This window comes from Stappia indica, assembly GCF_009789575.1.
GTDB lineage: Bacteria > Pseudomonadota > Alphaproteobacteria > Rhizobiales > Stappiaceae > Stappia > Stappia indica_A.
Window position 1 is genome coordinate 21,929 of sequence record NZ_CP046908.1, and the last position, 21,931, is coordinate 43,859.

Consider the following 21,931-nt stretch of genomic DNA (forward strand, 5'->3'; position numbering starts at 1 on the left):
GCTCTAGCGTGCGGCGAGGCCGTAATCGCCGAAACTGATGAAATCGACGAGCTGTCCCTCGGCGACAGATGTCGTCTCCTCGGGGATCTCGATCAGGCCGTCGGCCTCGCGCAGGGAGGTGATGAGGCCCGAGCCGTCGCGGGCGAACTTGCGCACCACCGTGCGCCCGCTCGCATCGCGGCCCAGAATGCCGCGATAGAACTCGCGGCGGTCGGGCTTCTTCTTCGGCACGGAGAAGGCGGCCGGGATCTGGTAGCGCACAGGCTCGAAGAAGGTGCCGCCGCCGAGCGCAGACAGGACCGGCAGGACGTAGAGCAGGCCGCAGACCATGGCGGCAACCGGATTGCCCGGCAGGCCGAGCGTGACGCAGTCGCCGATACGACCGAAATTCATCGGCCGGCCGGGCTTGATCGCCAGTTGCCACATGTGCCGGCTGCCGAGGTCGTCGATGGCGTCGACGAAATGATCTTCCTCGCCGCGCGAGGCGCCGCCGGTGGTGACGATGACATCGTGGGTCGCGGCGGCGCTCGCCAGGGCCTCGCGCACCGCCTCTGCGCGATCCGGCAGGATGCCGAAGTCCGTGACCTCGACGCCGCTCGCCGCCACCAACCCCGACAGGAGAAAGTGGTTGCTGTCGTAGACGCCGCCAGCGGGCAAAGGCTGACCGGGGCGCCGCAACTCGTCGCCGCTGGAGACCAGCGCCACGCGCAGCCTGCGGAACACCTCGACCCTGTCCGTGCCGGTGGAGGCGATTGCCGCAATGTCCTGCGGTCTCATCCGGGCGCCGGCTTCTACCAGAACCTCGCCGGCTTTCAGGTCTTCGCCGGCCTTGCGCCGGTTGGCGCCGGGCTTCAGGCCGGCGGGAACATGCACGAAGGTCTGGCCGCTGCGCTCCGTCAGTTCGCAGTCTTCCTGCATGGCAACCGTATCGGCCCCTTGCGGCATCAGGGCGCCGGTGAAGATCCGTGCGGCGCTGCCGGACGCAAGGGGGCCGTCCAGAGGGTGGCCCGCGGCGATGCGCGCGCAGACCGGCAGGAGGCCGTCGCCGGCGGAGAGATAGTGCTCATGGAGAAACGCGTAGCCGTCGACCGCGGAATTGTCGGCGAGCGGGACGTTCTGAGGCGCCGAGACGGCTTCTGCCAGAATACGCGCATGGGCGTGGGCGAGCCCGACGCTCTCCTGCTCCACCACCGGGACGATCCGCTCGCGCAGGATGGCCAGCGCCTCCGCGTGGCGCAGCCGGTCGCGGTCGTGCAGGAAGCAGTCGTCAAGCAGTCGTCTGGTCGGAGCCATGGCGCGTCCCGGAAAGTCCGCAGGTGGTCAGGATGAAGCCGGCGATGCCGTCGATATCGTCGAGATGGTAGACCGGCAGGGCAGTATCCGCCACGGCGCTGTCGGAAGCGATGGCGACCACATGCGGATCGCCCGGAGAAAGCGGCTCGCCGCGCGTAGCAGAAGACCGCCGCAGCTCCAGCTTGGGCAGCGGCTCGCGCTTGTAGCCCTCGACCAGCACCAGGTCGCAGGGCGACAGGCGGGCAAGGATCTCTGTCAGCGAAGGTTCCGCCTCGTCGCGCAACTCGTGCATCACGGCCCAGCGGCGACCCGAGACCAGGGCGGTCTCGACAGCGCCGGCCGTCCGGTGGCGATGGCTGTCCGTGCCCTCATGGTCGATGTCGAAGGCATGATGCGCATGCTTGACCGTGGCAACGCGAAACCCGCGCGCGGTGATCGCCGCGACCAGGCGCTCGGTCATGGTGGTCTTGCCGCTGTTCTTCCACCCGGCGATGCCGAAGACCGGGGCAGGGGCGCTTTTGTCGATCATGCACCGGCCTTTAAGAGATCTTCGGCCGCAGCCAGATCCTCGGGCGTGTTAATGTTGAAGAACGGATCGGGCGCACCAAGCGGCGGGGTGAAGTCGGCGCTTGTGTTGGGATGCATGTCGACGAAGGCCAGCACCTTTCGCGTCTGACCTTCACGCAGGAAAGTCTCGAGCGAGTCCGCGACCGCGACCGGCCAGTAGCCGAAGACCGGGTGCATGTGCCCATCGGCCCGGGCCAGCACGATCCGGTGCGGATCCTCGCCGCGTGCGGCAACGAGCCGGGCGGCAAGATCCACCGGATAGAACGGCGTGTCGCCGGCGACAGACACGATCCCTTGCGCACTCGGCGCATGGACCTGAGCCCAGCGGAGACCCGCGAGAACGCCCGCCAGCGGCCCGGCAAAGCCCTCGACGGGGTCGGGGACGACCGGAAGGCCGAATCCGGCGAAGCGGTCGGCCTCGCCATTCGCGTTGAGCACGAGAGGGCCGACCTGCGGCCGGAGCCGTGCGATGACGCGGGCGAGCATGGTTTCCCCGCCCAGCGCCAGCAGCGGCTTGTCGCCGCCGCCCATGCGGCGGGCAAGGCCGCCGGCCAGGATGCACCCTGCGAGATCTGCAGTGCTCATGCGGCATCGTCCTCGCTGCGCGCACCCTTGCGGGCGTGGCGCGGGTCCTCCCGCTCGCCCGCCTCTGGCAGCGCGTCGTATTCGACCCGCTCAGGTCCCGACAGCACGACGAAGCGCTGGCCGCGCGCCCGGCCGATCAGCGTCAGCCCGACGCGGCGGGCAAGCTCCACGCCCCAGGCGGTGAAGCCCGAGCGCGAGACGAGGATGGGAATGCCCATCATCGCGGTCTTGATGACCATCTCGGAGGTCAGCCGGCCGGTCGTGTAGAAGATCTTGTCCTGCGGCGGGACATGGTTGAGCCACATCCAGCCGGCGATCTTGTCGACGGCATTGTGCCGTCCGACGTCTTCCATATAGGCGACCGCCCGGTCTTCCTGGCACAGCACGCAGCCGTGGATCGCCCCGGCTTCCAGGTAGAGCGAGGGCTGGGTATTGATCTTGCGGGTGAGGGCGTGCAGCCAGGAGGTGCGAAGACGGGCCGCGGGATCGAGCACGATCTCGTCGAAGCGCTCCATCACGTCGCCGAAGACGGTGCCTTGCGCGCATCCGGAGGTGCGCACCTTCTTCTTCATCTTCTCCTCGTAGTTGGTCTCGCGCTCGGTGCGCACGACCACAACCTCGAGGTCGTCGTCATAGTCGATGCCGGTGATGCGGTCGTCCGGCCGCAGCATGTTCTGGTTCAGCAGGTAGCCGACGGCCAGAAGATCCGGACGGTCGCCGATCGTCATCATCGTGACGATCTCCTGCGCGTTGAGATAAAGCGTCAGCGCCCGCTCCGTGACGACGCGGATCTCCACCTCGCGGCCGGTCTGGTCGATGCCGGTAACCGGGGTGGACAGGCGCTCGTCCTGCGGATCGGGCCGGACGAGGAAGTCCGGCAGCCGTTCCGGAGCTGCGTCTTTTCGAAGATCCTGCAAGCTGTCCTCCCTGCCGTGCCGCCCGGAATCCGCCCGTGAGACGGGCGCGCGGCGCACGGTGTCTGTTGCGACCAAACTAGGGAAGGAGGGGCGAGGCTGGCAAGGGGATGGACGCGCGCTCTGGCCTCAAGCCGATATGGCGCGCGGCTGGGAGGAGAGACGGGCCTGGCGGGCGGCGCTGAAGATCACTGCCGAAGCCAGATCGTCATAGCTTGCAAGATCCGGCGCCTGGCAGATCGGGATGTAGAGATTCGACAGCACGCCGTCATGCGAATCGAGCGCATCGGCGAAAAACATCGGCATGCCGGGCAGAAGACGCGCCGTGTCGTCGCGCCGGTCGATGATCTGGCAGCCGATGTGCCGGGTGTCGTCGACAATGCGCGCATAGGCGCTTTCGACTGCGCCGCACTCGCCCTCCAGCACCTGGAAAAAGGTGTGTCCGGCGAGCAGCAGCGCACCCGTGAGGCCGTCTCGGGCATTGTTGCGGCGCGCGACCGCGAGCAAGCGGTTGACCTCCTCGTCGAACGACAAGGTCATGTCGCTAAAGTTGATCCTGCTCCTGTAGCTGAGCCGGGTGATGGTCATGGACTGCCTCGATGCGTCTGTCATGGCATGCAGTCTAGTGACAACCCCTTGGTGTTCCGTAAGTGGAAAACCGAAGTCTTGCCTGTGACCATTAACTCGCTGGCAAGCAAGCAGGATCGCCGCTGCGAGGCTCAGACCAGGAGTGCCGCGCGGGTATAGCGGCAATCCTCGATCCGCCGGGCAAGGCACCGGACCGCATCCGCGACCTGCGCGAAATCGGCAGAGCCTGGGCCTGCCAGCACATCGGCAACCTTCGCGGGCATTTCCATGCGATGGTCCTGCGTGCTGGCCCCGCTATTGGCAAGGCAGAGCCAGCAATGGGGAAACAGGCGGGCGCCGAGCGGGCCTTCGCAGAGAAGCTCGACGCGGGACAGCCCAAGATCTCCCTCAGTGCAGGCGCGGCTGTCCGCGAGCCCCGAAGCCTCGCCCTCCAGCCAGAGCAGGACATGGTCCCCCTGTCGCAGAAGAGCGCCCGTGACACCGTTGAGGCGGTTGAGACGACGCGTCCGGTCGAGCAGGCGGTCGACTTCCGCGGAAGGAACGCCGTCAAGGGAGCTGCCGTCGATGCGGGCCCTGTAGCAGATCGCACTCAGTACCATTTTTCCGATCCTTGCTTGCGGTCTCCCCAGCCGCGTTTGCAGTTTGCCGCGCAAGGTCTCGACCAATGGTTAAGGAGACGTCGACGGGCGCGCGAAAATCGCTCCCTGCTGCCGTTTTGTCGCGTTTGCGCCGGTCATGACCGCGGACGGGCCGGGCGTGTTTGCGGGCCTGCGACGGGAAAGCAATTGACGTTTCCGGGCACGGCCTTACGTTCCGCGCATGTGATCGGGCACGGGAACTGTGATGTTCTGGAAGAAAAAGAGGGATGCAATGCCGACGCGCGAAGAGGTCCTTGCCGAGCTTTCCAAGGTCAAGGGACCGGATCTCGAAGGGGATATCGTATCGCTCGGCCTTGTCTCGGATGTTTTCATTTCCGAGGGAAAGGTGATCTTTTCGATCACCGTGCCGGCGGAACGGGCGCAGGAGCTGGAGCCTATGCGGCAGGCGGCCGAGAAGGTCGTCGGAAAGCTCGCCGGCGTCGAGAAGGTGCTGGCGGCGCTGACCTCCGAGCGCCAGGGCGGGCCCGGAGCCAAGGCGCCGCCGCCGGTGCGGCCGGCACCCGCGGCCGCCGACATGGGCAGTGTTCCGCCGCCGATGCAGCGCCGTGCGGCACCGGCAGCGCCCGAGCAGGCGGCAAAGCCTGGCGTGCCGGGCGTGAAGGCGATCATCGCGGTCGCCTCCGGCAAGGGCGGCGTCGGCAAGTCGACCACCACCTGCAATCTGGCGCTGGCGCTGCAGGCCAACGGACTCAAGGTCGGCGTGCTCGATGCGGACATCTACGGCCCGTCGATCCCGCGCCTCTTCCGTGTCTCGGGTCGGCCGGAACCGGTGTCCGGTCGTATCCTCAAGCCGCTCGAGGGTTACGGCATCAAGGTGATGTCGATGGGCTTTCTGGTGGACGAGGAGACGCCGATGATCTGGCGCGGGCCGATGGTGATCTCCGCCATCACCCAGATGCTGCGCGAGGTCGCCTGGGGCGAGCTGGACGTGCTCGTGGTCGACATGCCGCCGGGAACCGGCGACGCGCAGCTGACCATGGCGCAGAACGTGCCGCTGGCCGGGGCGGTGATCGTCTCCACGCCACAGGACCTGGCGCTGATCGATGCGCGCAAGGGGCTCAACATGTTCCGCCGCGTGGATGTGCCGCTGCTGGGCATCGTGGAGAACATGAGCTACTTCCTGTGCCCCGATTGCGGCGGGCGCCACGACATCTTCGGCCATGGCGGAGCGCGTGCGGAAGCCGAGAAGCTGGGCGTGCCGTTCCTCGGCGAAGTTCCGCTGGACATGGCGATCCGCATCAACTCGGACGCCGGTACGCCGGTGACCGTTACCGACCCTGAAGGGCCCCATGCCGCGATCTATCGCGACATCGCATCGAAGGTATGGGCGGAGATCGAGCGCAACCGCGAAGGCGGACAGCGCGCCGCGCCGCGCATCGTCATCGAGAGCTAGGGTCACCCCAGGCACGCATCCTTCAGGGGGGGAAAGCCTGGACGTCTTGTGCAAGGGCTTCGCGGCCGAATGTCGCGAAGCCCTTTTTGTTGCTGGCGAATCGCGACGCGACTGATGGCGGAAGTTCTTGGCAAGAACACTCGCGAACGGACGTTTGACTGTTCGGCTGCGCATTTTTGAAACATGACTATTTCAGTTAGCTTTTACCTCACGGCAAAACGCCTCACTCGATCCATATATTTTGTCGCATCTCCAAGGGAGTTTCCCGGGGTTTTTGTGCGGCGCACAATGGATTGGCCGGATCGCGCTATGCATTCCGTGTCATTTAGTGTTCTTTTGTGCGAAAAAATCCACGTAAGTGCATGAAATGCATGAATATCTCGCACGCAACGCAATACCGAAAGCGTTTGCTTGCACCCGTCCAAAATGACAATCTGCAAGTCGAGGGAGATTGACTGGATGATCAACAAGCCGGATTTCGGCGCCGCCGTTGCGGACTCCGAAACGACGGACGCACATGCGGTAGGGAAGCTGGCTGTCGCCCCCGAGGACGGGGAGCGGGCCATCCTCTACGGCATTCTGGCGAGCGGGCTGGAGCAGGCCGCGGATCGCGGCTGGCTGGCCGCTGTCGCGGCGCTCCCGCGGCTCGACGGAGAAATCGGTGCTCCGCTGGCAGAGCTTTCCCGTATCTCTGCGACTGTCGATCCCGAGGCGCTTCGGCGCGAGTATCACGACCTGTTCATCGGTGTCGGCCGGGGGGAGCTCGTCCCTTACGCTTCGTACTATTTGACCGGTTTCCTGAACGAGAAGCCGCTGGCTCTGCTGCGTCAGGACATGCGCAGGCTCGGTATCGAGCGCGATCCCGACATTCACGAGCCGGAGGACCACATCGCGGCGGTTTGCGCGATGATGGCCGGACTGATCGACGGCAGCTTCGGCGAAGGGGGCGAGGACGAGGCTTCCGCCTTCTTCCGCGCCCACCTTGCCGTTTGGGCGCCCTATTTCTTCAAGGATCTGGCGGCGTCCACGACGGGCGAGCTGTATCCGGCGCTGGGGCGTCTGGGGCAGGCGTTCCTTGCGGTCGAGGTCGAGGCGGACAGGCTTTTTGCGGAGCGCCGCAAGACGGGTTGAGTATCTGGCCCGGCGACGACCGGGCAAAGGCGGGCAGTCGGCACAGCAACTGCCCAGGGCAATGGTGATGGAACGAGAGGGTGTCATGAGACGCAAGGACACAGCGATTGAGGCGGATCGTCGGAGCTTCCTGAAGCTTGCAGGGCTCGGTGCCGTCGCAGGTACCGCGACGCTCGTCACCGGCGAGGCCGAAGCGGTCGAGGCCGACAAGGCGGCCGGCAGCGGCTATCGCGAGACCGAGCATGTGAAGACCTTCTACGACACGGCCCGGTTCTGACCCCCAAGGTCGCCGGACTGTCTTGAGTCGAAATCAATGCCCCGAGCCACAGGCAAAAAGGGGCATGCGCAGAATGACCGTCACGAAGCGGACCTGCGCAATCGAGGGAGAAACGTGATGCTGAGGAAGAAGACGAGCGGGACTGCGCGTCGTTCCAGCCTGGCTTCCGCGATCGAGGCGATCGGCGCCAGCGCGATGGATCGCCGTACGTTCCTGCGCAGGTCGGGCCTTGCTGCGGGCGGGCTCGCGGCGGCCGGGGCACTCACCGGCGGCATGGTGCGCAAGGCCGAGGCGGCCGGGCCGACCAATGCCAAGGTGGATATCAAGAAGACGGTTTGCACGCACTGCTCCGTCGGCTGTACCGTGCTGGCGGAAGTCCAGGACGGCGTGTGGACTGGCCAGGAGCCGGGCTTCGACAGCCCGTTCAACCTCGGCTCGCATTGCGCCAAGGGCGCCTCGGTGCGTGAGCACGCTCATGGCGAGCGCCGCCTGAAGTACCCGACCAAGCTGGTCGGCGGAAAGTGGGAGCGCATTTCCTGGGATCAGGCGATCAACGAGATCGGCGACCAGATGCTGAAGATCCGCGACGAGAGCGGTCCGGACAGCGTCTACTGGCTCGGTTCGGCCAAGCACAGCAACGAGCAGGCCTACCTGGTGCGCAAGTTCGCCGCCTTCTGGGGCACGAACAACGTCGACCACCAGGCGCGTATCTGTCACTCCACCACGGTCGCAGGTGTCGCGAACACCTGGGGCTACGGTGCGATGACGAACTCGTACAACGACATCCACAATTCCAAGGCGATCTTCATCATCGGCGGCAATCCCGCCGAGGCGCACCCGGTCTCCCTGCTTCACGTGCTGAAGGCGAAGGAAGAGAACGCCGCGCCGCTGATCGTATGCGATCCGCGCTTCACCCGCACCGCAGCGCATGCGTCCGAGTATGTCCGTTTCCGTCCGGGCTCCGACGTCGCACTGGTCTGGGGCATCCTTTGGCACATCTTCGAGAACGGCTGGGAGGACAAGGAGTTCCTGCGCCAGCGCGTCTGGGGCATGGACCAGGTCAAGGCCGAGGTGGCCAAGTGGACGCCGGAAGAGACCGAGCGCGTCACCGGCGTACCGGGGTCGCAGCTGAAGCGCGTCGCCCGTACCCTGGCCAACAACCGTCCGGGCACCGTCATCTGGTGCATGGGCGGCACCCAGCACACCAACGGCAACAACAACACCCGCGCCTACTGCGCCCTTCAGCTGGCTCTCGGCAACATGGGCAAGGCCGGCGGCGGCACCAACATCTTCCGCGGCCATGACAACGTGCAGGGGGCGACGGACCTGGGCGTGCTTGCCGACACGCTGCCGGGCTACTACGGCCTGGCAGAGGGCTCCTGGCGCCACTGGGCGCGCGTGTGGGGCGTTTCCTACGACAGCCTTGCCGAGCGCTTCGCCACGATGAAGGGCGCAGACGGCAAGGACAAGCCGATGATGTTCGAGAACGGCATCACGGTGTCGCGCTGGATCGACGGCGTGCTGGAAGACAAGGCGAACCTGCTTCAGCCGGACAACACCCGCGCGATGGTGTTCTGGGGCCATGCTCCGAACTCGCAGACCCGTCTGCCCGACATGAAGCGGGCGATGGAGAAGCTCGACCTGCTGGTCATCATCGATCCGTTCCCGACCATGTCGGCGGTGATGCATGACCGCAAGGACGGCGTCTACCTGCTGCCGGCGACGACCCAGTTCGAGACCTACGGCTCGGTGACGGCATCGAACCGCTCGCTGCAGTGGCGCGAGAAGGTCATCGATCCGCTGTTCGAGTCCAAGACCGACCACACCATCGCGTATCTCTTCGCGAAGAAGTTCGGTTTTGCCGAGGACATGTTCAAGAACATTGAGGTGAACGGCGAGGAGCCGCTCATCGAGGACGTGACCCGCGAGTTCAATCGCGGCATGTGGACCATCGGTTACACCGGCCAGTCGCCGGAGCGGATGAAGCTGCACATGGAGAACCAGCACACGTTCGACCGCACGACCCTGCGCGCCAATGGCGGCCCGGCGGATGGCGACTTCTACGGCATGCCCTGGCCGTGCTGGGGGACTGCCGAGATGAATCATCCCGGTTCGGCGGTGCTCTACGACACGTCTCTGCCGGTCGCCGAGGGCGGCATGGGCTTCCGTGCCCGTTTCGGCGTGGAGAAGGACGGCGACAACCTGCTGGCCGAGGGCTCCTGGCCGGTCGGTTCGGAAATCGAGGACGGCTATCCCGAGTTCACCATGGCCATGCTGATCAAGCTCGGCTGGGACAAGGATCTGACGCCGTACGAGCGGCGGATGATCGAGTGGACGGCCGGCATGATCGATACCATGCCTTCGTCGGAAGAGGTCGGCGAGACCTCGCAGACCGGCGAAATCCCGTCGGACTACAACGACCGGGTCGGCGGCGTGAACTGGAAGACCGACCTGTCCGGCGGCATCCAGCGCGTTGCGATCAAGCACGGCTGCGCGCCTTACGGCAACGCCAAGGCCCGTGCCGTCGTGTGGACCTTCCCGGATCCGGTGCCGCTGCACCGCGAGCCGCTCTACACCAGCCGCCGCGACCTGCTCGACAAGTATGCGACCTATGAGGACAAGACCTTCTGGCGCGTCCCCACCCGCTACAAGTCGATCCAGGAGAACGACTATTCCAAGGACTTCCCGATCATCCTGACCTCGGGGCGTCTGGTGGAATACGAGGGCGGCGGCGACGAGACCCGCTCCAACCCGTGGCTGGCCGAGCTGCAGCAGGACATGTTCATCGAGGTCAATCCGCGCGATGCCAACAATCTTGGCGTTCGCGACAGGGAAATGGTCTGGGTGCACGGTCCGGAAGGCGGCAAGGTCAAGGTGATGGCCATGGTGACCGAACGCGTCGGCGTGGGCGTTGCCTTCATGCCGTTCCACTTCGGCGGCCATTTCCAGGGCGAGGACCAGAGGCACAAGTATCCGACCGGTTCGGATCCCTATGTGCTCGGCGAGGCGACCAACACGGCCCAGACCTACGGCTATGACAGCGTCACCCAGATGCAAGAAACCAAGGCCACGCTCTGCCGCATCGAGCGCGTGGCGTAAGGGGGAAAAACCATGGCACGGATGAAATTCCTCTGTGACGCCGAGCGCTGCATCGAGTGCAATGCCTGCGTCACTGCCTGCAAGAACGAGCACGAGGTGCCGTGGGGCATCAATCGTCGCCGCGTGGTGACCATCCAGGACGGCAAGCCGGGCGAGCGCTCGATTTCCGTCGCCTGCATGCACTGCTCCGACGCGCCCTGCATGGCGGTGTGCCCGGTCGACTGCTTCTATCAGACCGACGAGGGTGTGGTCCTTCACTCCAAGGACCTGTGTATCGGTTGCGGCTACTGCTTCTATGCGTGCCCCTTCGGCGCGCCGCAGTATCCGCAGGCGGGCAACTTCGGTTCGCGCGGCAAGATGGACAAGTGCACCTTCTGCGCCGGCGGCCCCGAGGCGGACAATTCCTCGGCCGAATACGCCAAGTACGGCCGCAACCGTCTGGCTGAGGGCAAGCTCCCGCTCTGTGCGGAGATGTGCTCGACCAAGGCTCTGCTGGCTGGCGACGGCGACGTGGTCTCGTCCATCTATCGCGAGCGTGTCGTGGCCCGCGGCTTCGGCTCCGGAGCCTGGGGATGGGGAACCGCCTACGAGCAGAAAGCCGGCAGCTTCTGATCGGTCGCTCCAGCCGTTGAAAATGACAGGGGCGGCCTGCGGCCGCCTCTGTTGCGTCGGCGAAGCTTTGCACCCGCCGTAATCCGATCGAGGAGAGAGTGACGTGAAATCGGGATCCGCCACCTGGGGCATGTTGGTCGTCGCGGGAGCGCTGCTGGCGCTGGTTCCGGGCTGCCGGGACGACGAGCAGAATCGCCCGCTGCATCTCGAAAAGGGCGTCTATCAGGGTGCGGAAGATGCCCCGCTGACGGCGGAAGAGCAACGTGCCCTGCAGGAGCGCGGCAACCGGCAGCGCTTCTAGAAACTCGACGAGAGCCTGAAGATCAAGCCTGTGGACGGAACAGGGGAGGGACTAGGATGAACGACACGGGAACCGCGCGCCCCGCACATATCTCGGACGGTGTTGTCCGGCGGCTTCGCATCGCTCTCTTGGCGGTTTTCGCCGCGCTGTTCCTTGCGATTGCGGTGCAGGATCCGGCTCTTGCGCAGCAGCCGGTCGACAACGATCCGGCAGCCGCATCGCCCGTACAGGGACAGGTGCCCGGCAACACGCTGGGAACGGATTCCGATACCGAAATGTGGCGTGCCGTGCGCCAGGGCGTCGCCGGACAGGTGTCCATCCCGGACCAGAACGCTGCGACCCTCGTCCAGTCGGAGGGGGAGCTTTGGCGCTCGATCCGCAATGGCCCGCTTGCGCTCTATGCCAGCTGGGCGATGCTGGCGATGGTGGTGGTGCTGAGCCTGTTCTTCGCGATCCGCGGCCGGATCCGCATCGAGCACGGCCGGTCCGACCAGACCATCACGCGCTTTGCCGCCTTCGAACGTTTCGGCCACTGGCTGCTTGCATCATCCTTCATCATCCTGGCGCTGACCGGCCTCAATGTGATGTACGGCCGATACGTTTTGCTGCCGTTGATCGGCCCGGAAGCCTTCGGCGCGCTGACGATCTTCGGCAAGTACCTGCACAACTATCTCGCCTTCGCCTTCATGGCGGGCCTCGTCATCATCTTCGTGATGTGGGTGAGCCACAACCTGCCGCACAAGACCGACATCAAGTGGGTGCTTCAGGGCGGCGGCATCTTCTCGCGCAAGCTTCACCCGCCTGCGAAGAAGTTCAACGCCGGGCAGAAGGTCATCTTCTGGCTGACGATCCTCGGCGGCCTGTCGATCTCCCTGTCCGGCTGGACTCTGCTCTTTCCGTACACCACGCACTTCTTCTCCGGCACGTTCGAGCTGGTGAACACCGTGTTCGGGACCGCGCTGCCGGTGCCGCTGTCGCCCTTGCAGGAGCAGCAGCTCGCCTCGCTCTGGCACGCGATCATGAGCGTGTTCCTGATCTGCGTGATCATCGCCCACATCTACATCGGCACCATCGGCATGGAAGGCGCGTTCGATGCGATGGGGTCCGGCGAGGTCGATCTCAACTGGGCGAAGGAGCACCACTCGCTCTGGGTCGACGAGGTGATGGCTCGCGAGGCGGAGCACAAGGGGACGACAAAGATCCAGCCCGCAGAATAGACCGGAGCATGACGTGTCGGCAGTGATCAACGCCTTCTTCGTCATTCTGGGGCTCATGCTGGTGGGCGGCCACGCGGTCGCCGCCGGCGACGAGCCTGTGCAGGCCTGGCCGGAGCGGCTGCAGGGGCATGGCGGTCCGGTTCGTTCGGTCGCGCTCGATACGGATGACAAGCGCGCGCTGACGACATCCTTCGACTACTCGGTCATCCTCTGGAGGTTCGAGACGGGCGAGGGGGAGGTCGTTCATCGCATGATCGGCCACGAGGCCGCGGCGAACGATGCCGCCTTCGCCGGAGAGCAGCGCGCCGTGTCGGTCGGCGATGATGGCTCCGTCATCCTGTGGAACCTGTCCGACGGCGCGGTGCTGGACCGCGTCGATACCGGCGACGACAAGATGCTGGCGGTCTCCGTCAGTGCCGATGGGCAATTTGCCGCGACGGCCTCGTGGGATCGTACCGCCAGGATCTTCGCGCTGGAGGGCGACAGGCTGTCCGAGCGCGCGGTGCTGGACGGGCATCGCGGCAACGTCAATGCCGTCGCCTTTTCCCAGGACGGCGGCCGTGTGTTCACCGCCTCCTATGACGGCGCCATCCGTGTGTTCGAACGCGAAAGCGGAGAGATGCTGCGCGAGGTCTATTCGCACGGCTGGGGCGTCAACGTGATGCGCCTGCTCCCGGGCGAGACGCATCTGGCCTTCGGCGCGACGGATGGCGCGGTTGCCGTGATCGACATCGCGCAAGGCGCGGTGTTCAAGCAGCTTGCTAGCCACGAACGGCCGGTTCTGTCTCTGGCGCTGTCGCGCGACGGGAGCCGGCTTGCCAGCGGCGGCGGCGACGGGCGCATCCGTGTCTACGACACCGGCGAGTGGGGCTTGCTGGAAGAGTTCGAGAACCCCTATGGCCCGGTCTGGGGACTCGCCCTGCCGTCCGGTGGCGCGGTCGCGCTTTATGCCGGGCTGGACGATCACGTGAACACCTGGCAGGTGGCGCCGCGCGAGCCGTTCGAGCCGGTGGAAAGCCAGTTTCCGCGCCGGTTCCAGGTCTCGGCGGAGGACGATCTCGGACGCCGGCAGTTCGCGCGCAAGTGTTCCGTCTGCCACACGCTTACACCCGATGGCGGCAATCGCGCCGGCCCGACGCTCTACGGCGTGTTCGGGCGGCGCGTCGGCACCTTGCCCGGCTATCCCTATTCCGATGCGCTGAAGCGTCTCGACTTCCTGTGGGACGAGCAGACGATCTCGGATCTCTTCGACCATGGCCCCGACGTAGTGACGCCGGGCTCCAAGATGCCGATCCAGCGTCTGCGGAGCGACGAGGAGCGTGATGCGCTGGTGGCCTATCTGAAACGTGCGACCGCGCCCGAAGGGAGCGGGGCGGACAGCCAAGGAGAACAGAAGCAATGAAGGCGTTCCTGAGCGCAATCCTGGCGCTCGCGGTGATCGGGACGGGGGCCTGGGCCTATCTGACCCGCGAGCTCGATTATTCGTCGGCCTCGGTCTACTCGTCCCACACTCCGGGTGCGGTCCGGCTGTCCCCCGATTCCGGCAAGCGACCGGGCGAATGATCCGTTCGGCAGCGGCCGTCCTGGCGTTCCTGCTCGTTGGCGCGCCGACGGTTCTTGCCGAGACTGCTGGCGCCTCTGCGGCTCTGCGATCCGTCGTTGCGTTGTTGCCGGATTGGCCGGCGGACCAGCGGCGGACGGAGGAACCGGAGGGATCCGCCGTCGTCGTCGGCGAGGGCGGTTTGCTGCTGACCGCCGATCATGTGATAGGCGCGGCGAAAAGCGTTCGCATCCGCATTGGCGACGGCAGCGTCCACGCTGCCGAAATCGTACACCGTGACCCGGAAACCGATCTGGCTGTGCTGAGAGCGGGCATCGAATTGCCGGCCCTTGCGGCGGCGCGCGATCTTGAACCCGCCAGCCCCGTCTGTGCGCTCGGCAATGCCTTCGGTCTCGGCATCTCGGTGACGTGCGGCGTGGTCTCGGCGACCGGTCGAGGGGGCATCGGCTTCAACGCCGTGGAGGACTTCGTGCAGACCGATGCCGCCGTCAATCCAGGCGCCTCCGGCGGGGCGCTGGTGGACGCGCAAGGGCGCCTTGTCGGCATCCTCTCGGCGATCTACACGAAGTCCGGCGACGGCGATATCGGTGTGAACTTTGCCGTCTCCTGGGCGTTGGCCGGCAGGGTTCTCGAGGCTGTCCGGGAGGGGCGCTCGCCGCGACGTGCGCTCGGGGCAAGCCTGCGGCCGACGCCCCCCGGTCCGCTGGCGGCCGGCCTTCAGGTGCTTTCGGTTCGCGAAGGAAGCCCTGCGGCGCGAGCGGGGCTGCAGACCGGCGATGTGATCCTTGCGGTGGACGGCTGGCCTGTTGCGAGTGTCGCACTGCTGCGCGGGCGGCTGGAGCGAGGCGACGCGACCGGCATCGTGACCTTGCGCCGGGGTGAATCGATTTCTGAAGCGGAGCTCGATCTCTCCGATTGATCAGTCACTTGTGGCCGCTTCCGGATTCATTTTCCGAATATTATCCTGCAGCCACCATCCGGTTAGGCTGCTGCATCGAAAGGACAGGTCTCATGAACGACGAAACCTTCAACATGTCCCTCAGGAAGTTCCTCAAGCAGGTCGGCGTGACCTCGCAACAGGCTCTGGAGACTCATGTTCGCACCAGCGGACTGACCGACGGCACGCTCACGGCGAAGGTCGTGTTGACGCTGGAGGGCCAGGAGTTCGAGCATGTGGTCACGGGCAAGATCGACCTGGGCTGAGCCATCCTCGCACGCCCTGGGCGTTGCCGGATTCAACTTTTGAAGGAACACAGTCATCTTGCCGGAAAATAACGTCAACGAGCTCCCGGAGCCGGTTTTCCCGCCGTTGCTGAAGGGGCACAGGCTGGATGGTGGCGATCATCCCTTCGAGGCTGCTGTGGCGGGTGCAGAAGCAGGCCACTATTCGGCTGGAGATCTGCTGTGGTCGTCCGATCCGGCGCATGTCCGCATCGCGCTGGTGCTGGAGCCTGAGGTGGAGCCGGCGCGCGGGGTCGAGATGTTGTTCCTCGCCATGGTCGCGGCGACGGATGCGATCGGCGCGCTGATCCCGCCGGAAATCGCCCTGACCTACGAATGGCCGGCCGTGCTGCGCGCCAACGGGGCAAGGGTGGGCCGGGCCCGGTTCGCGCAGGCGAGCGAAACCGGCGAGGACGGCGCACCGCTCTGGCTGGTGGTCGGCATCGAGGTGCGCCTTGCTCCCGTCGACGGAGCGATGGAACCGGGCGAGATGCCGCATCTCACCAGCCTTGCCGACGAGGGCGGGGCGGAGCTGGAGCATCGGCTTGCCATCGAATCCCTGTCGCGACATCTGCTCACCTGGATCCATTCCTGGGACGTCGACGGCTTCGCGCCGGTTCTGGACAACTGGCTGTTCCGCGCCGATGGCTATAGGGAAGAGATCGTGCTACCCGGACCGGAGGGCGAGCAACGCGGCGTGTTCCTGGGGATCGACGAGACCGGCGGCCTTTTGCTGAAGCCAGCCGACGGGGTCTCTGCGGTCGCGCTTTCGCTCGGCGAGCACCTGGCGCATCTCGACCGGCGCGACAGCGAGGATGCCACCTTGGCGCTGCACAACAGGGGAATTGACCAATGACGCGGCTGCTCAAGGCGATCCGGCTCGATGTATCGGACACGAAAGTGTTTCCGCTCGCGGCGGAAGCGGGAGACTGGGTCATCCCCGGCACGTTCGCCTTTCGCGCCTATACCGACGAGGGCCTGACTGGAAAGCTGCGCCAGGCGTTCGTCTCCGGCTTCCTGTCGCTGGAGAACTTCGGCTGGACGACACTTGCGACCCCGGCCGAAATCTCCGACGAGGAGCGGGAGAGGCTGCTGGAAAGGCTCTGCGAGCACTTCGTCGAAGAGCATGGCGCCCCCTCCATGGAGGCGGCGCGCCCCGTTGCCGAGGCGGAACTCAATGACACGGCGGAGATTGCAGCGGAGCTCGACCTCAACGCATTGCTGGCGATCAGCCGGGAGATCGACGAGGGCGACGGAACGATCCGCGAGAGCTTCCATCTTGTGACGCCCCCTGGCGATGCGCCCCACGCCCGCATCTGGGACGTGACCGAGGACGACTGATGCCGCAATTCTGGAAATCGTCAGGGGCGCACCTGTTGAGCCGCGATGCGAGCGGCTATCTCGAAGTGACGCCGGACTTCCTTCGAGCTTATTTCACCCGGCCGGAGATCCATCCCGTCGAGGAGTCCTGCGAGGCCGAGCATCGCCTGTTCGAGACGCTGATGACCGATCCCTTCGCCGCGGTCGGCGAAAGCGATCTTGCGGCCATCGCCGATCCGGATGCGGCCGACAACTACCGCGTTGTCCTGCGCTTCCGGGACCATCTGGTCACGCATGGCAGCCTGGAAGGAGGCTATGCGGCCCTTTTCAAGGGCACTGGCATCGACATTCCGCCGATGTTCATCGATCAGCTCGTGCACCTGATCACCCATAACGTCCTGCGCAAGGTGGCGGACCCGTTGCGCGTGCGCGCCGGCGAGCTCCTGTTCCGGGAGCAGGCCGTGACCACCGCGGAAGGGCAGCTGATGCTGGCCGATGCCGAGATGGTGGAGACCTATTCGCGCACCGGGGGGCTCGGTGGTCTCGGTGCGCTGCTGGCGGAAGCCGGCACGCCCATGCCGTCGGTCTCGCTGGACGTGCTCACCGAGGAAAATGCCTCGATCTACTGGGACCGGTCGGACCGCTTCGACACGGCCATCGATTTTCGCTTTACCGAGCCTGCGCTGGACGCCTTCGCCAGGGTGCTGGAGAGCTGGATCGGCCACTTCCACGGGGTATCCGTGCGCATCCAGCCGCAACAGTCGATCCGCGACGAGCGCTGGTCCTGGCATGTCGGGCTCGATGCGGAGGCGACCCGCATCCTCAATGCCCTCTACGAGGGGCGGCAGGTCGGGGAGGCGGATCTGGGGCGCATCGTCGCCCTGTTCCGCATGGATTTCGACAATCGGGGCGATGCCATCGAGAGCATGCGCGGTAAGCCGGTCTGGTTGGGGCTGGCGATGGGCGCGGACAATATCGTGCGCATGAAACCCCAGAACCTGTTGACAAACCTGCCCGTTCGGCCTCGAAACTGAACGTCCCGCCCGCGGCCCCTGTCCGCAAGCAATCGGACATCGCCATGTTCACCTCCGAAAACGGCCGCGCCATCCTGTTCATGATGCTGGCCATGGCCGGTTTCATCGTGAACGACAGCTTCGTCAAGCTGGTCTCCGAGCGCCTGCCGCTTGGCGAGATCATGTTCGTGCGCGGCGTGATGGCGCTGGTGCTGGTGTTGGGGCTCGGCGTGATCAACGGCGAGGTGAGGCGGTTTCACCTGCTGGCGAGCCGGCTGGTCGGACAGCGCGTCTTTGCCGAGGTGACTGCGACGGTGCTGTACCTGACGGCGCTCTTCAACATGGAGATCGCCAACGCCACCGCGATCCTCCAGGCGTTGCCGCTGCTGGTGACGGCAGGTGCGGCAATGTTCCTGGGCGCGCCGGTCGGCTGGCGGCGCTGGACGGCCATCACGGTCGGCTTCAGCGGCGTCCTTCTGATCGTGCGTCCGGGCATGGAGGGGTTCAACGCCTGGGCGCTGATGGCTCTCGCCGGAGTGCTCTTCATGGCCTTGCGCGACCTCACGACCAGCGTGCTGCCGAAGAACGTCCCGACGCTCGGCGTCACCTTCGCCACTCTTGTCGGGGTCACCGTCACGGGGCTTGCGCTCTCCCTTGGCGAAGAGTGGACGATGCCGTCGCTTCTGGACCTGACATTCCTTGCCGCGGCCGCCTGTTTCATCCTGATCGGCTTCGTCTGCATCATCAACGCGATGCGCATCGGCGACATCTCGCTGGTCGCCCCGTTCCGCTATTCGATCATCGTCTGGGCGATCATCATCGGCTATTTCGTGTGGGGTGACGTCCCCGACCTGCCGACACTCGCCGGAATCGCCATCGTCGTTGCCACGGGGCTCTACAGCCTGATGCGTGAACGCAAGAAACTGAACGAGGCCGGACCTGCCGCTACGGCCGACTTGCCTCGATGAGCGGCAGGTCTCGCCAAGGCTTGCCAACGTGCCGTCGCACGCCATAAAGCAGATCGTATGACAAATTCCCTCCCTTCGGCAGTGCCGGAGCGGCGCCCCACAATCGCGCTCCTTGTTGCCGTCTCCGCCGTCAATCCCCTGGCTCTCAATATCTACCTGCCGTCGATGCCGACGCTGGTGGATATCTTCGATACGACCGCCGGCATGGTGCAGCTGACGCTGTCGCTCTACCTGGCGGCCGTGGCGATCGCCCAGATCGGCATCGGCCCGCTCTCGGACCGGCACGGGCGGCGCCCGGTGCTGATGTGGGGCCTCGGCATCTTCATCGTCGGCAGCGTCGTCTGCGTACTGGCCGACACCATCGAGACGATGCTGATCGGCCGTGTGCTGCAGGCGGCCGGCGGTTGCGCGGGCATCGTGCTGGGGCGCGCCATCGTGCGCGACCTGTTCGACCGCAGCCAGGCGGCCAGCATGATCGGCTACGTCACGATGGGGCTGGCGGTGGCCCCGATGATCGGGCCGGCCATCGGCGGTGCGCTGGACGAGAATTTCGGCTGGGGCACCAGTTCCTACCTGATGGTGGTTCTCGGCATCATCGTCTTCATCTGGGCCTGGTTCGAACTGCACGAGACCAACCACAACCGCGCCGCCGCCGGCGGCGGATTGCGCGGGCTGGTGCGCAGCTACGGTGTGCTTGCCCGTTCGCCGCTGTTCGTCAGTTACGCGCTGACCTCGGCCTTCACGTCCGCCGTGTTCTTCTCCTTCCTCGGCGGAGCGCCCTTCATCGCGGCGAAGCTCATGAACATGACGCCCTCCACCTACGGGCTCTATTTCATGATGGTCGCGGCGGGCTATATCGTCGGCAACTGGACGTCCGGGCGTTTTTCCGCACGGATCGGCATCGGCCGGATGATCAACGGCGGCAACATCATCCTCAGCCTTGCGGTGATCGCCATTGCCGTCGCCTTCGGGATGGGGCACGTGCATCCGATGTCGCTGTTCGGCCCGATGTTCGTCGTCGGCGTCGGAAACGGCATGTCGCTGCCCAACGCCATTGCCGGTGCCGTCAGTGTCCGGCCGGATCTTGCCGGCGCCGCTTCGGGCTTCACGGGCAGCATGCAGATCGGCGCCGGTGCGATCACCTCGGCACTGGTCGGCTGGCTGCTGACGGGGGTTCTCTGGCCGGGCACCATCTGGCCGCTGGTTCTCGTCATGGCCGTCAGCTGCTGCGTGGCCGTCGCATCCGGCGTTGCGGCAAGGCTGCTTGAAGCGGCGGAATAGGCAAGCCGTGCGGCAGGCGGTATCGTCTTTGCCTGTTCGCCGCTTGTCGGCGCCGCGCATTGCACCAGTTACCGGCAGTTCGTGAAGCCGAAAGCCACACGAGGTCCTGCAATGTCGAGAAGGTCCGGGCCGTCGCGCCGTTTGCTGATTCAGTCTGCGCTCGCCGCGGGCGCCTTGCCGTTTCTGCCTCGTGTCTCCCTGGCGGGCACATCCGGCCCGACCACTTTGGTGGCAAGGCCGGGCACGGCATCGCTTTGGGAAGAGGGCGGTCCGCTCGCCGAGATCTGGGGCTATGACGGCGGCGTGCCCGGGCCGGTTCTTCGGATGCGGCAGGGAGAAACCTTGCGCGTGAACTTTCGAAACGAGCTCGACCAGCCCTCGACCATCCATTGGCACGGCATCCGGATCGACAATGCCTATGACGGCGTTGCCGGCCTGACGCAGGAACCGGTCGCGCCCGGCGAGACGTTCGAATATCTCGTAAAGGCACCGGACGCGGGCACCTTCTGGTACCACCCGCACAACCGCAGCTGGGAGCAGATGGCGCGCGGCCTCTATGGCGTTCTCATCGTGGAGGAGCAGGACCCCGTCGCCGTCGACCGCGATCTCGTCATGGCCTTCGACGACTGGCGGCTCAACGAGGCGCGGCAGATCGATGTGGCGAGCCTTGGCATGCTGCACGACTGGGCCCATGCCGGCCGGCTCGGCAATGTGCTCACCGTCAACGGGCAGCCCTATCTGAAGCAGGTGGTCCGACCCGGCGAGCGATTGCGCCTGCGCATCCTCAACACGGCCAATGCACGCGTGCTCCAGCTTCGGTTCGCCGGCCTTTCGCCGGTCGTCCTGGCGCTGGATGGCCAGCCGGTGGAGCCTTATCCCCTGGCCGACGAGACGCTGGAGATCGCCCCGGCGCAGCGCTGCGATCTCATGGTCGACGTGCCGGGCGAGGCGGCTGTGTTCAAGGTCGAGGAAGTTTCCCGCGAGCCCTTTGCGGCGTGCGAGCTGCGCGCCGAAGGAAACCCGGTCGCCCGCGCAGATCCCTTGCCCGAGACCTTGCGGCTGCCGGCGAACCCGCTGACGACCGCGCTCGATCTCGATGACGCCCTGTCGGTCGATCTGCTGATGGAGGGCGGGGCGATGGGGCGCATGAGCGAAGCGATGCTGCATGGTGAGAAAAAGGGCATGCGCGATCTCGTGGAGGCAGGCAAGGTCTGGAGCTTCAACGGCATCGCCGGCAGCCATCACGACCCGGCGCTGTTTTCAGCCGGGCTTGGGCGCACGGTGCGCATGCCTATCGTCAACGACACGCGCTGGCCGCATGCGATCCACCTGCACGGCCACCACTTCCGGGTTCTCAACCGGAACGGCGCGCCGGTTGCACGGGAAGAGTGGCGCGACACGGTGCTGACCGCACCGGGCGAGCGTGTCGAAATTGCCTTCGTCGCGGACAATCCCGGCAAGTGGATGCTCCACTGCCACATGCTCGAACATCAGGAAGCCGGCATGATGAGCTGGTTCGAGATAAGCTGACCCTCGCCGCAGGGCGGACAGGTCGAGGCCACACCAACAGGAGAGGAACGTTTCCCGCATGGCCAACAGACAGGAACGGCGCGCAGGGCGCGCGTCAGGGACGCTCGACACGACCGGATTCCTGCAGGTCGCGGGAAAATTCATCGACGTGGCGAACCGCGAGAACCGCAAGATCCCGGCGACCGACCTGCAGATGGCGTTTCTCTGGGCTGCCGCACGCTACAACGCGCATGTGGCGAAGACCGTAATCGGGGTCGAGGATCACGAGGAGTTCGTAACCCGGATGGTCGAGAGCTATCGCGAGATGCTGCGCCAGAACCTCGCCGATCCGGAGCTGGATCCGCCAGCAGGAAGCGCTTGAGGTAGATCGGGTGAAAACCGGTCGCCGCCGGGCGGCGACC

The 21,931-nt window shown here is 65.8% G+C and carries 24 protein-coding genes; 18 read left to right on the forward strand and 6 right to left on the reverse strand.

The features are described 5' to 3' along the window. Positions 1-3: 3 nt before the first annotated feature. From GH266_RS00125 to GH266_RS00150, 6 genes are all read right to left on the reverse strand, one after another. Positions 4-1,293, reverse strand: a complete 1,290-nt coding sequence (locus tag GH266_RS00125; RefSeq protein ID WP_158192089.1) for a molybdopterin molybdotransferase MoeA — start codon at positions 1,291-1,293, stop codon at positions 4-6. Beyond that, on the reverse strand, positions 1,268-1,822 hold the full coding sequence (gene mobB / locus GH266_RS00130; RefSeq protein WP_158192090.1) for a molybdopterin-guanine dinucleotide biosynthesis protein B: 555 nt from the start codon (positions 1,820-1,822) through the stop codon (positions 1,268-1,270). The genes GH266_RS00125 and mobB overlap by 26 nt, the downstream gene beginning before the upstream one ends. After that, positions 1,819-2,445, reverse strand: a complete 627-nt coding sequence (gene mobA, locus GH266_RS00135; protein WP_158192091.1) for a molybdenum cofactor guanylyltransferase MobA — start codon at positions 2,443-2,445, stop codon at positions 1,819-1,821. Before mobA ends, mobB begins: the two co-directional genes overlap by 4 nt. Beyond that, positions 2,442-3,362, reverse strand: a complete 921-nt coding sequence (gene fdhD, locus GH266_RS00140) for a formate dehydrogenase accessory sulfurtransferase FdhD (protein ID WP_209001511.1) — start codon at positions 3,360-3,362, stop codon at positions 2,442-2,444. The genes mobA and fdhD overlap by 4 nt, the downstream gene beginning before the upstream one ends. 126 nt (positions 3,363-3,488) lie before the next feature. Continuing rightward, the gene (locus tag GH266_RS00145; RefSeq protein ID WP_158192092.1) at positions 3,489-3,947 is read right to left on the reverse strand and encodes a BLUF domain-containing protein; all 459 of its coding nucleotides are present in this window, start codon (positions 3,945-3,947) and stop codon (positions 3,489-3,491) included. Positions 3,948-4,078: 131 nt separating this feature from the next. Further along, positions 4,079-4,546, reverse strand: coding sequence for a BLUF domain-containing protein (locus GH266_RS00150; RefSeq protein ID WP_158192093.1), 468 nt, complete (start codon positions 4,544-4,546; stop codon positions 4,079-4,081). A gap of 271 nt (positions 4,547-4,817) precedes the next feature. Here GH266_RS00150 and GH266_RS00155 point away from each other — a divergent pair, with 271 nt between their 5' ends. The 18 genes from GH266_RS00155 to GH266_RS00240 all read left to right on the forward strand — a co-directional run bounded on the left by GH266_RS00155 (position 4,818) and on the right by GH266_RS00240 (position 21,891). Then, positions 4,818-5,999, forward strand: a complete 1,182-nt coding sequence (locus GH266_RS00155) for an Mrp/NBP35 family ATP-binding protein (protein ID WP_158192094.1) — start codon at positions 4,818-4,820, stop codon at positions 5,997-5,999. Between the two features lie 459 nt (positions 6,000-6,458). Beyond that, positions 6,459-7,130 carry a TorD/DmsD family molecular chaperone gene (locus GH266_RS00160; protein WP_158192095.1) on the forward strand — a complete coding sequence of 224 codons (672 nt, stop codon included), beginning with the start codon at positions 6,459-6,461 and terminating at the stop codon, positions 7,128-7,130. Between the two features lie 85 nt (positions 7,131-7,215). Beyond that, a complete protein-coding gene (locus GH266_RS00165) occupies positions 7,216-7,407 on the forward strand; it encodes a twin-arginine translocation signal domain-containing protein (RefSeq protein WP_120268116.1) in 192 nt (63 codons plus the stop codon). A 117-nt stretch (positions 7,408-7,524) separates the two neighbouring features. Beyond that, positions 7,525-10,506 (forward strand): formate dehydrogenase subunit alpha, encoded by a 2,982-nt coding sequence (locus GH266_RS00170; protein ID WP_158192096.1) that lies wholly within the window; start codon positions 7,525-7,527, stop codon positions 10,504-10,506. A gap of 12 nt (positions 10,507-10,518) precedes the next feature. After that, a complete protein-coding gene (gene fdh3B / locus GH266_RS00175; RefSeq protein ID WP_067214644.1) occupies positions 10,519-11,118 on the forward strand; it encodes a formate dehydrogenase FDH3 subunit beta in 600 nt (199 codons plus the stop codon). Positions 11,119-11,221: 103 nt separating this feature from the next. Then, on the forward strand, positions 11,222-11,419 hold the full coding sequence (locus GH266_RS00180) for a hypothetical protein (protein WP_158192097.1): 198 nt from the start codon (positions 11,222-11,224) through the stop codon (positions 11,417-11,419). A gap of 56 nt (positions 11,420-11,475) precedes the next feature. Continuing rightward, positions 11,476-12,636 (forward strand): formate dehydrogenase subunit gamma, encoded by a 1,161-nt coding sequence (locus tag GH266_RS00185; RefSeq protein ID WP_158192098.1) that lies wholly within the window; start codon positions 11,476-11,478, stop codon positions 12,634-12,636. Between the two features lie 13 nt (positions 12,637-12,649). Further along, positions 12,650-14,038 (forward strand): c-type cytochrome, encoded by a 1,389-nt coding sequence (locus GH266_RS00190; RefSeq protein ID WP_209001512.1) that lies wholly within the window; start codon positions 12,650-12,652, stop codon positions 14,036-14,038. Next, positions 14,035-14,199 carry a hypothetical protein gene (locus GH266_RS00195; RefSeq protein WP_158192099.1) on the forward strand — a complete coding sequence of 55 codons (165 nt, stop codon included), beginning with the start codon at positions 14,035-14,037 and terminating at the stop codon, positions 14,197-14,199. Before GH266_RS00190 ends, GH266_RS00195 begins: the two co-directional genes overlap by 4 nt. Further along, positions 14,196-15,116: a S1C family serine protease gene (locus GH266_RS00200; RefSeq protein WP_158192100.1), complete on the forward strand. Its 921-nt coding sequence runs from the start codon at positions 14,196-14,198 to the stop codon at positions 15,114-15,116. Before GH266_RS00195 ends, GH266_RS00200 begins: the two co-directional genes overlap by 4 nt. Before the next feature lie 92 nt (positions 15,117-15,208). After that, positions 15,209-15,400 (forward strand): DUF6494 family protein, encoded by a 192-nt coding sequence (locus GH266_RS00205; RefSeq protein ID WP_158192101.1) that lies wholly within the window; start codon positions 15,209-15,211, stop codon positions 15,398-15,400. Between the two features lie 58 nt (positions 15,401-15,458). Next, the gene (locus tag GH266_RS00210; RefSeq protein ID WP_158192102.1) at positions 15,459-16,274 is read left to right on the forward strand and encodes a biotin/lipoate--protein ligase family protein; all 816 of its coding nucleotides are present in this window, start codon (positions 15,459-15,461) and stop codon (positions 16,272-16,274) included. After that, complete coding sequence (locus GH266_RS00215) at positions 16,271-16,759, forward strand: DUF6505 family protein (protein WP_158192103.1); 489 nt, start codon at positions 16,271-16,273, stop codon at positions 16,757-16,759. The genes GH266_RS00210 and GH266_RS00215 overlap by 4 nt, the downstream gene beginning before the upstream one ends. Further along, positions 16,759-17,772: a DUF6352 family protein gene (locus tag GH266_RS00220; protein ID WP_158192104.1), complete on the forward strand. Its 1,014-nt coding sequence runs from the start codon at positions 16,759-16,761 to the stop codon at positions 17,770-17,772. Before GH266_RS00215 ends, GH266_RS00220 begins: the two co-directional genes overlap by 1 nt. A 44-nt stretch (positions 17,773-17,816) precedes the next feature. Beyond that, the gene (locus GH266_RS00225; protein WP_158192105.1) at positions 17,817-18,719 is read left to right on the forward strand and encodes a DMT family transporter; all 903 of its coding nucleotides are present in this window, start codon (positions 17,817-17,819) and stop codon (positions 18,717-18,719) included. Positions 18,720-18,776: 57 nt separating this feature from the next. Continuing rightward, a complete protein-coding gene (locus GH266_RS00230) occupies positions 18,777-20,000 on the forward strand; it encodes a multidrug effflux MFS transporter (protein ID WP_158192106.1) in 1,224 nt (407 codons plus the stop codon). A 111-nt stretch (positions 20,001-20,111) separates the two neighbouring features. Further along, positions 20,112-21,530: a multicopper oxidase family protein gene (locus GH266_RS00235; RefSeq protein ID WP_158192107.1), complete on the forward strand. Its 1,419-nt coding sequence runs from the start codon at positions 20,112-20,114 to the stop codon at positions 21,528-21,530. A gap of 58 nt (positions 21,531-21,588) precedes the next feature. Beyond that, positions 21,589-21,891 (forward strand): DUF3144 domain-containing protein, encoded by a 303-nt coding sequence (locus GH266_RS00240; RefSeq protein ID WP_158192108.1) that lies wholly within the window; start codon positions 21,589-21,591, stop codon positions 21,889-21,891. Positions 21,892-21,931 lie beyond the last annotated feature (40 nt).

Excerpts from the sequence above, each read along its gene's own strand:
- mobB (WP_158192090.1), bottom strand. The coding sequence starts at position 1,822 with ATGATCGACAAAAGCGCCCCTGCCCCGGTCTTCGGCATCGCCGGGTGG.
- GH266_RS00220 (WP_158192104.1), top strand. The coding sequence starts at position 16,759 with ATGCCGCAATTCTGGAAATCGTCAGGGGCGCACCTGTTGAGCCGCGAT.
- GH266_RS00235 (WP_158192107.1), top strand. The coding sequence starts at position 20,112 with ATGTCGAGAAGGTCCGGGCCGTCGCGCCGTTTGCTGATTCAGTCTGCG.
- GH266_RS00170 (WP_158192096.1), top strand. The coding sequence starts at position 7,525 with ATGCTGAGGAAGAAGACGAGCGGGACTGCGCGTCGTTCCAGCCTGGCT.
- GH266_RS00165 (WP_120268116.1), top strand. The coding sequence starts at position 7,216 with ATGAGACGCAAGGACACAGCGATTGAGGCGGATCGTCGGAGCTTCCTG.
- GH266_RS00160 (WP_158192095.1), top strand. The coding sequence starts at position 6,459 with ATGATCAACAAGCCGGATTTCGGCGCCGCCGTTGCGGACTCCGAAACG.
- GH266_RS00185 (WP_158192098.1), top strand. The coding sequence starts at position 11,476 with ATGAACGACACGGGAACCGCGCGCCCCGCACATATCTCGGACGGTGTT.
- GH266_RS00200 (WP_158192100.1), top strand. The coding sequence starts at position 14,196 with ATGATCCGTTCGGCAGCGGCCGTCCTGGCGTTCCTGCTCGTTGGCGCG.
- GH266_RS00205 (WP_158192101.1), top strand. The coding sequence starts at position 15,209 with ATGAACGACGAAACCTTCAACATGTCCCTCAGGAAGTTCCTCAAGCAG.
- fdh3B (WP_067214644.1), top strand. The coding sequence starts at position 10,519 with ATGGCACGGATGAAATTCCTCTGTGACGCCGAGCGCTGCATCGAGTGC.
- GH266_RS00215 (WP_158192103.1), top strand. The coding sequence starts at position 16,271 with ATGACGCGGCTGCTCAAGGCGATCCGGCTCGATGTATCGGACACGAAA.
- GH266_RS00150 (WP_158192093.1), bottom strand. The coding sequence starts at position 4,546 with ATGGTACTGAGTGCGATCTGCTACAGGGCCCGCATCGACGGCAGCTCC.
- GH266_RS00230 (WP_158192106.1), top strand. The coding sequence starts at position 18,777 with ATGACAAATTCCCTCCCTTCGGCAGTGCCGGAGCGGCGCCCCACAATC.
- GH266_RS00240 (WP_158192108.1), top strand. The coding sequence starts at position 21,589 with ATGGCCAACAGACAGGAACGGCGCGCAGGGCGCGCGTCAGGGACGCTC.
- GH266_RS00155 (WP_158192094.1), top strand. The coding sequence starts at position 4,818 with ATGCCGACGCGCGAAGAGGTCCTTGCCGAGCTTTCCAAGGTCAAGGGA.
- GH266_RS00225 (WP_158192105.1), top strand. The coding sequence starts at position 17,817 with ATGTTCACCTCCGAAAACGGCCGCGCCATCCTGTTCATGATGCTGGCC.
- GH266_RS00145 (WP_158192092.1), bottom strand. The coding sequence starts at position 3,947 with ATGACCATCACCCGGCTCAGCTACAGGAGCAGGATCAACTTTAGCGAC.
- GH266_RS00125 (WP_158192089.1), bottom strand. The coding sequence starts at position 1,293 with ATGGCTCCGACCAGACGACTGCTTGACGACTGCTTCCTGCACGACCGC.
- mobA (WP_158192091.1), bottom strand. The coding sequence starts at position 2,445 with ATGAGCACTGCAGATCTCGCAGGGTGCATCCTGGCCGGCGGCCTTGCC.
- GH266_RS00195 (WP_158192099.1), top strand. The coding sequence starts at position 14,035 with ATGAAGGCGTTCCTGAGCGCAATCCTGGCGCTCGCGGTGATCGGGACG.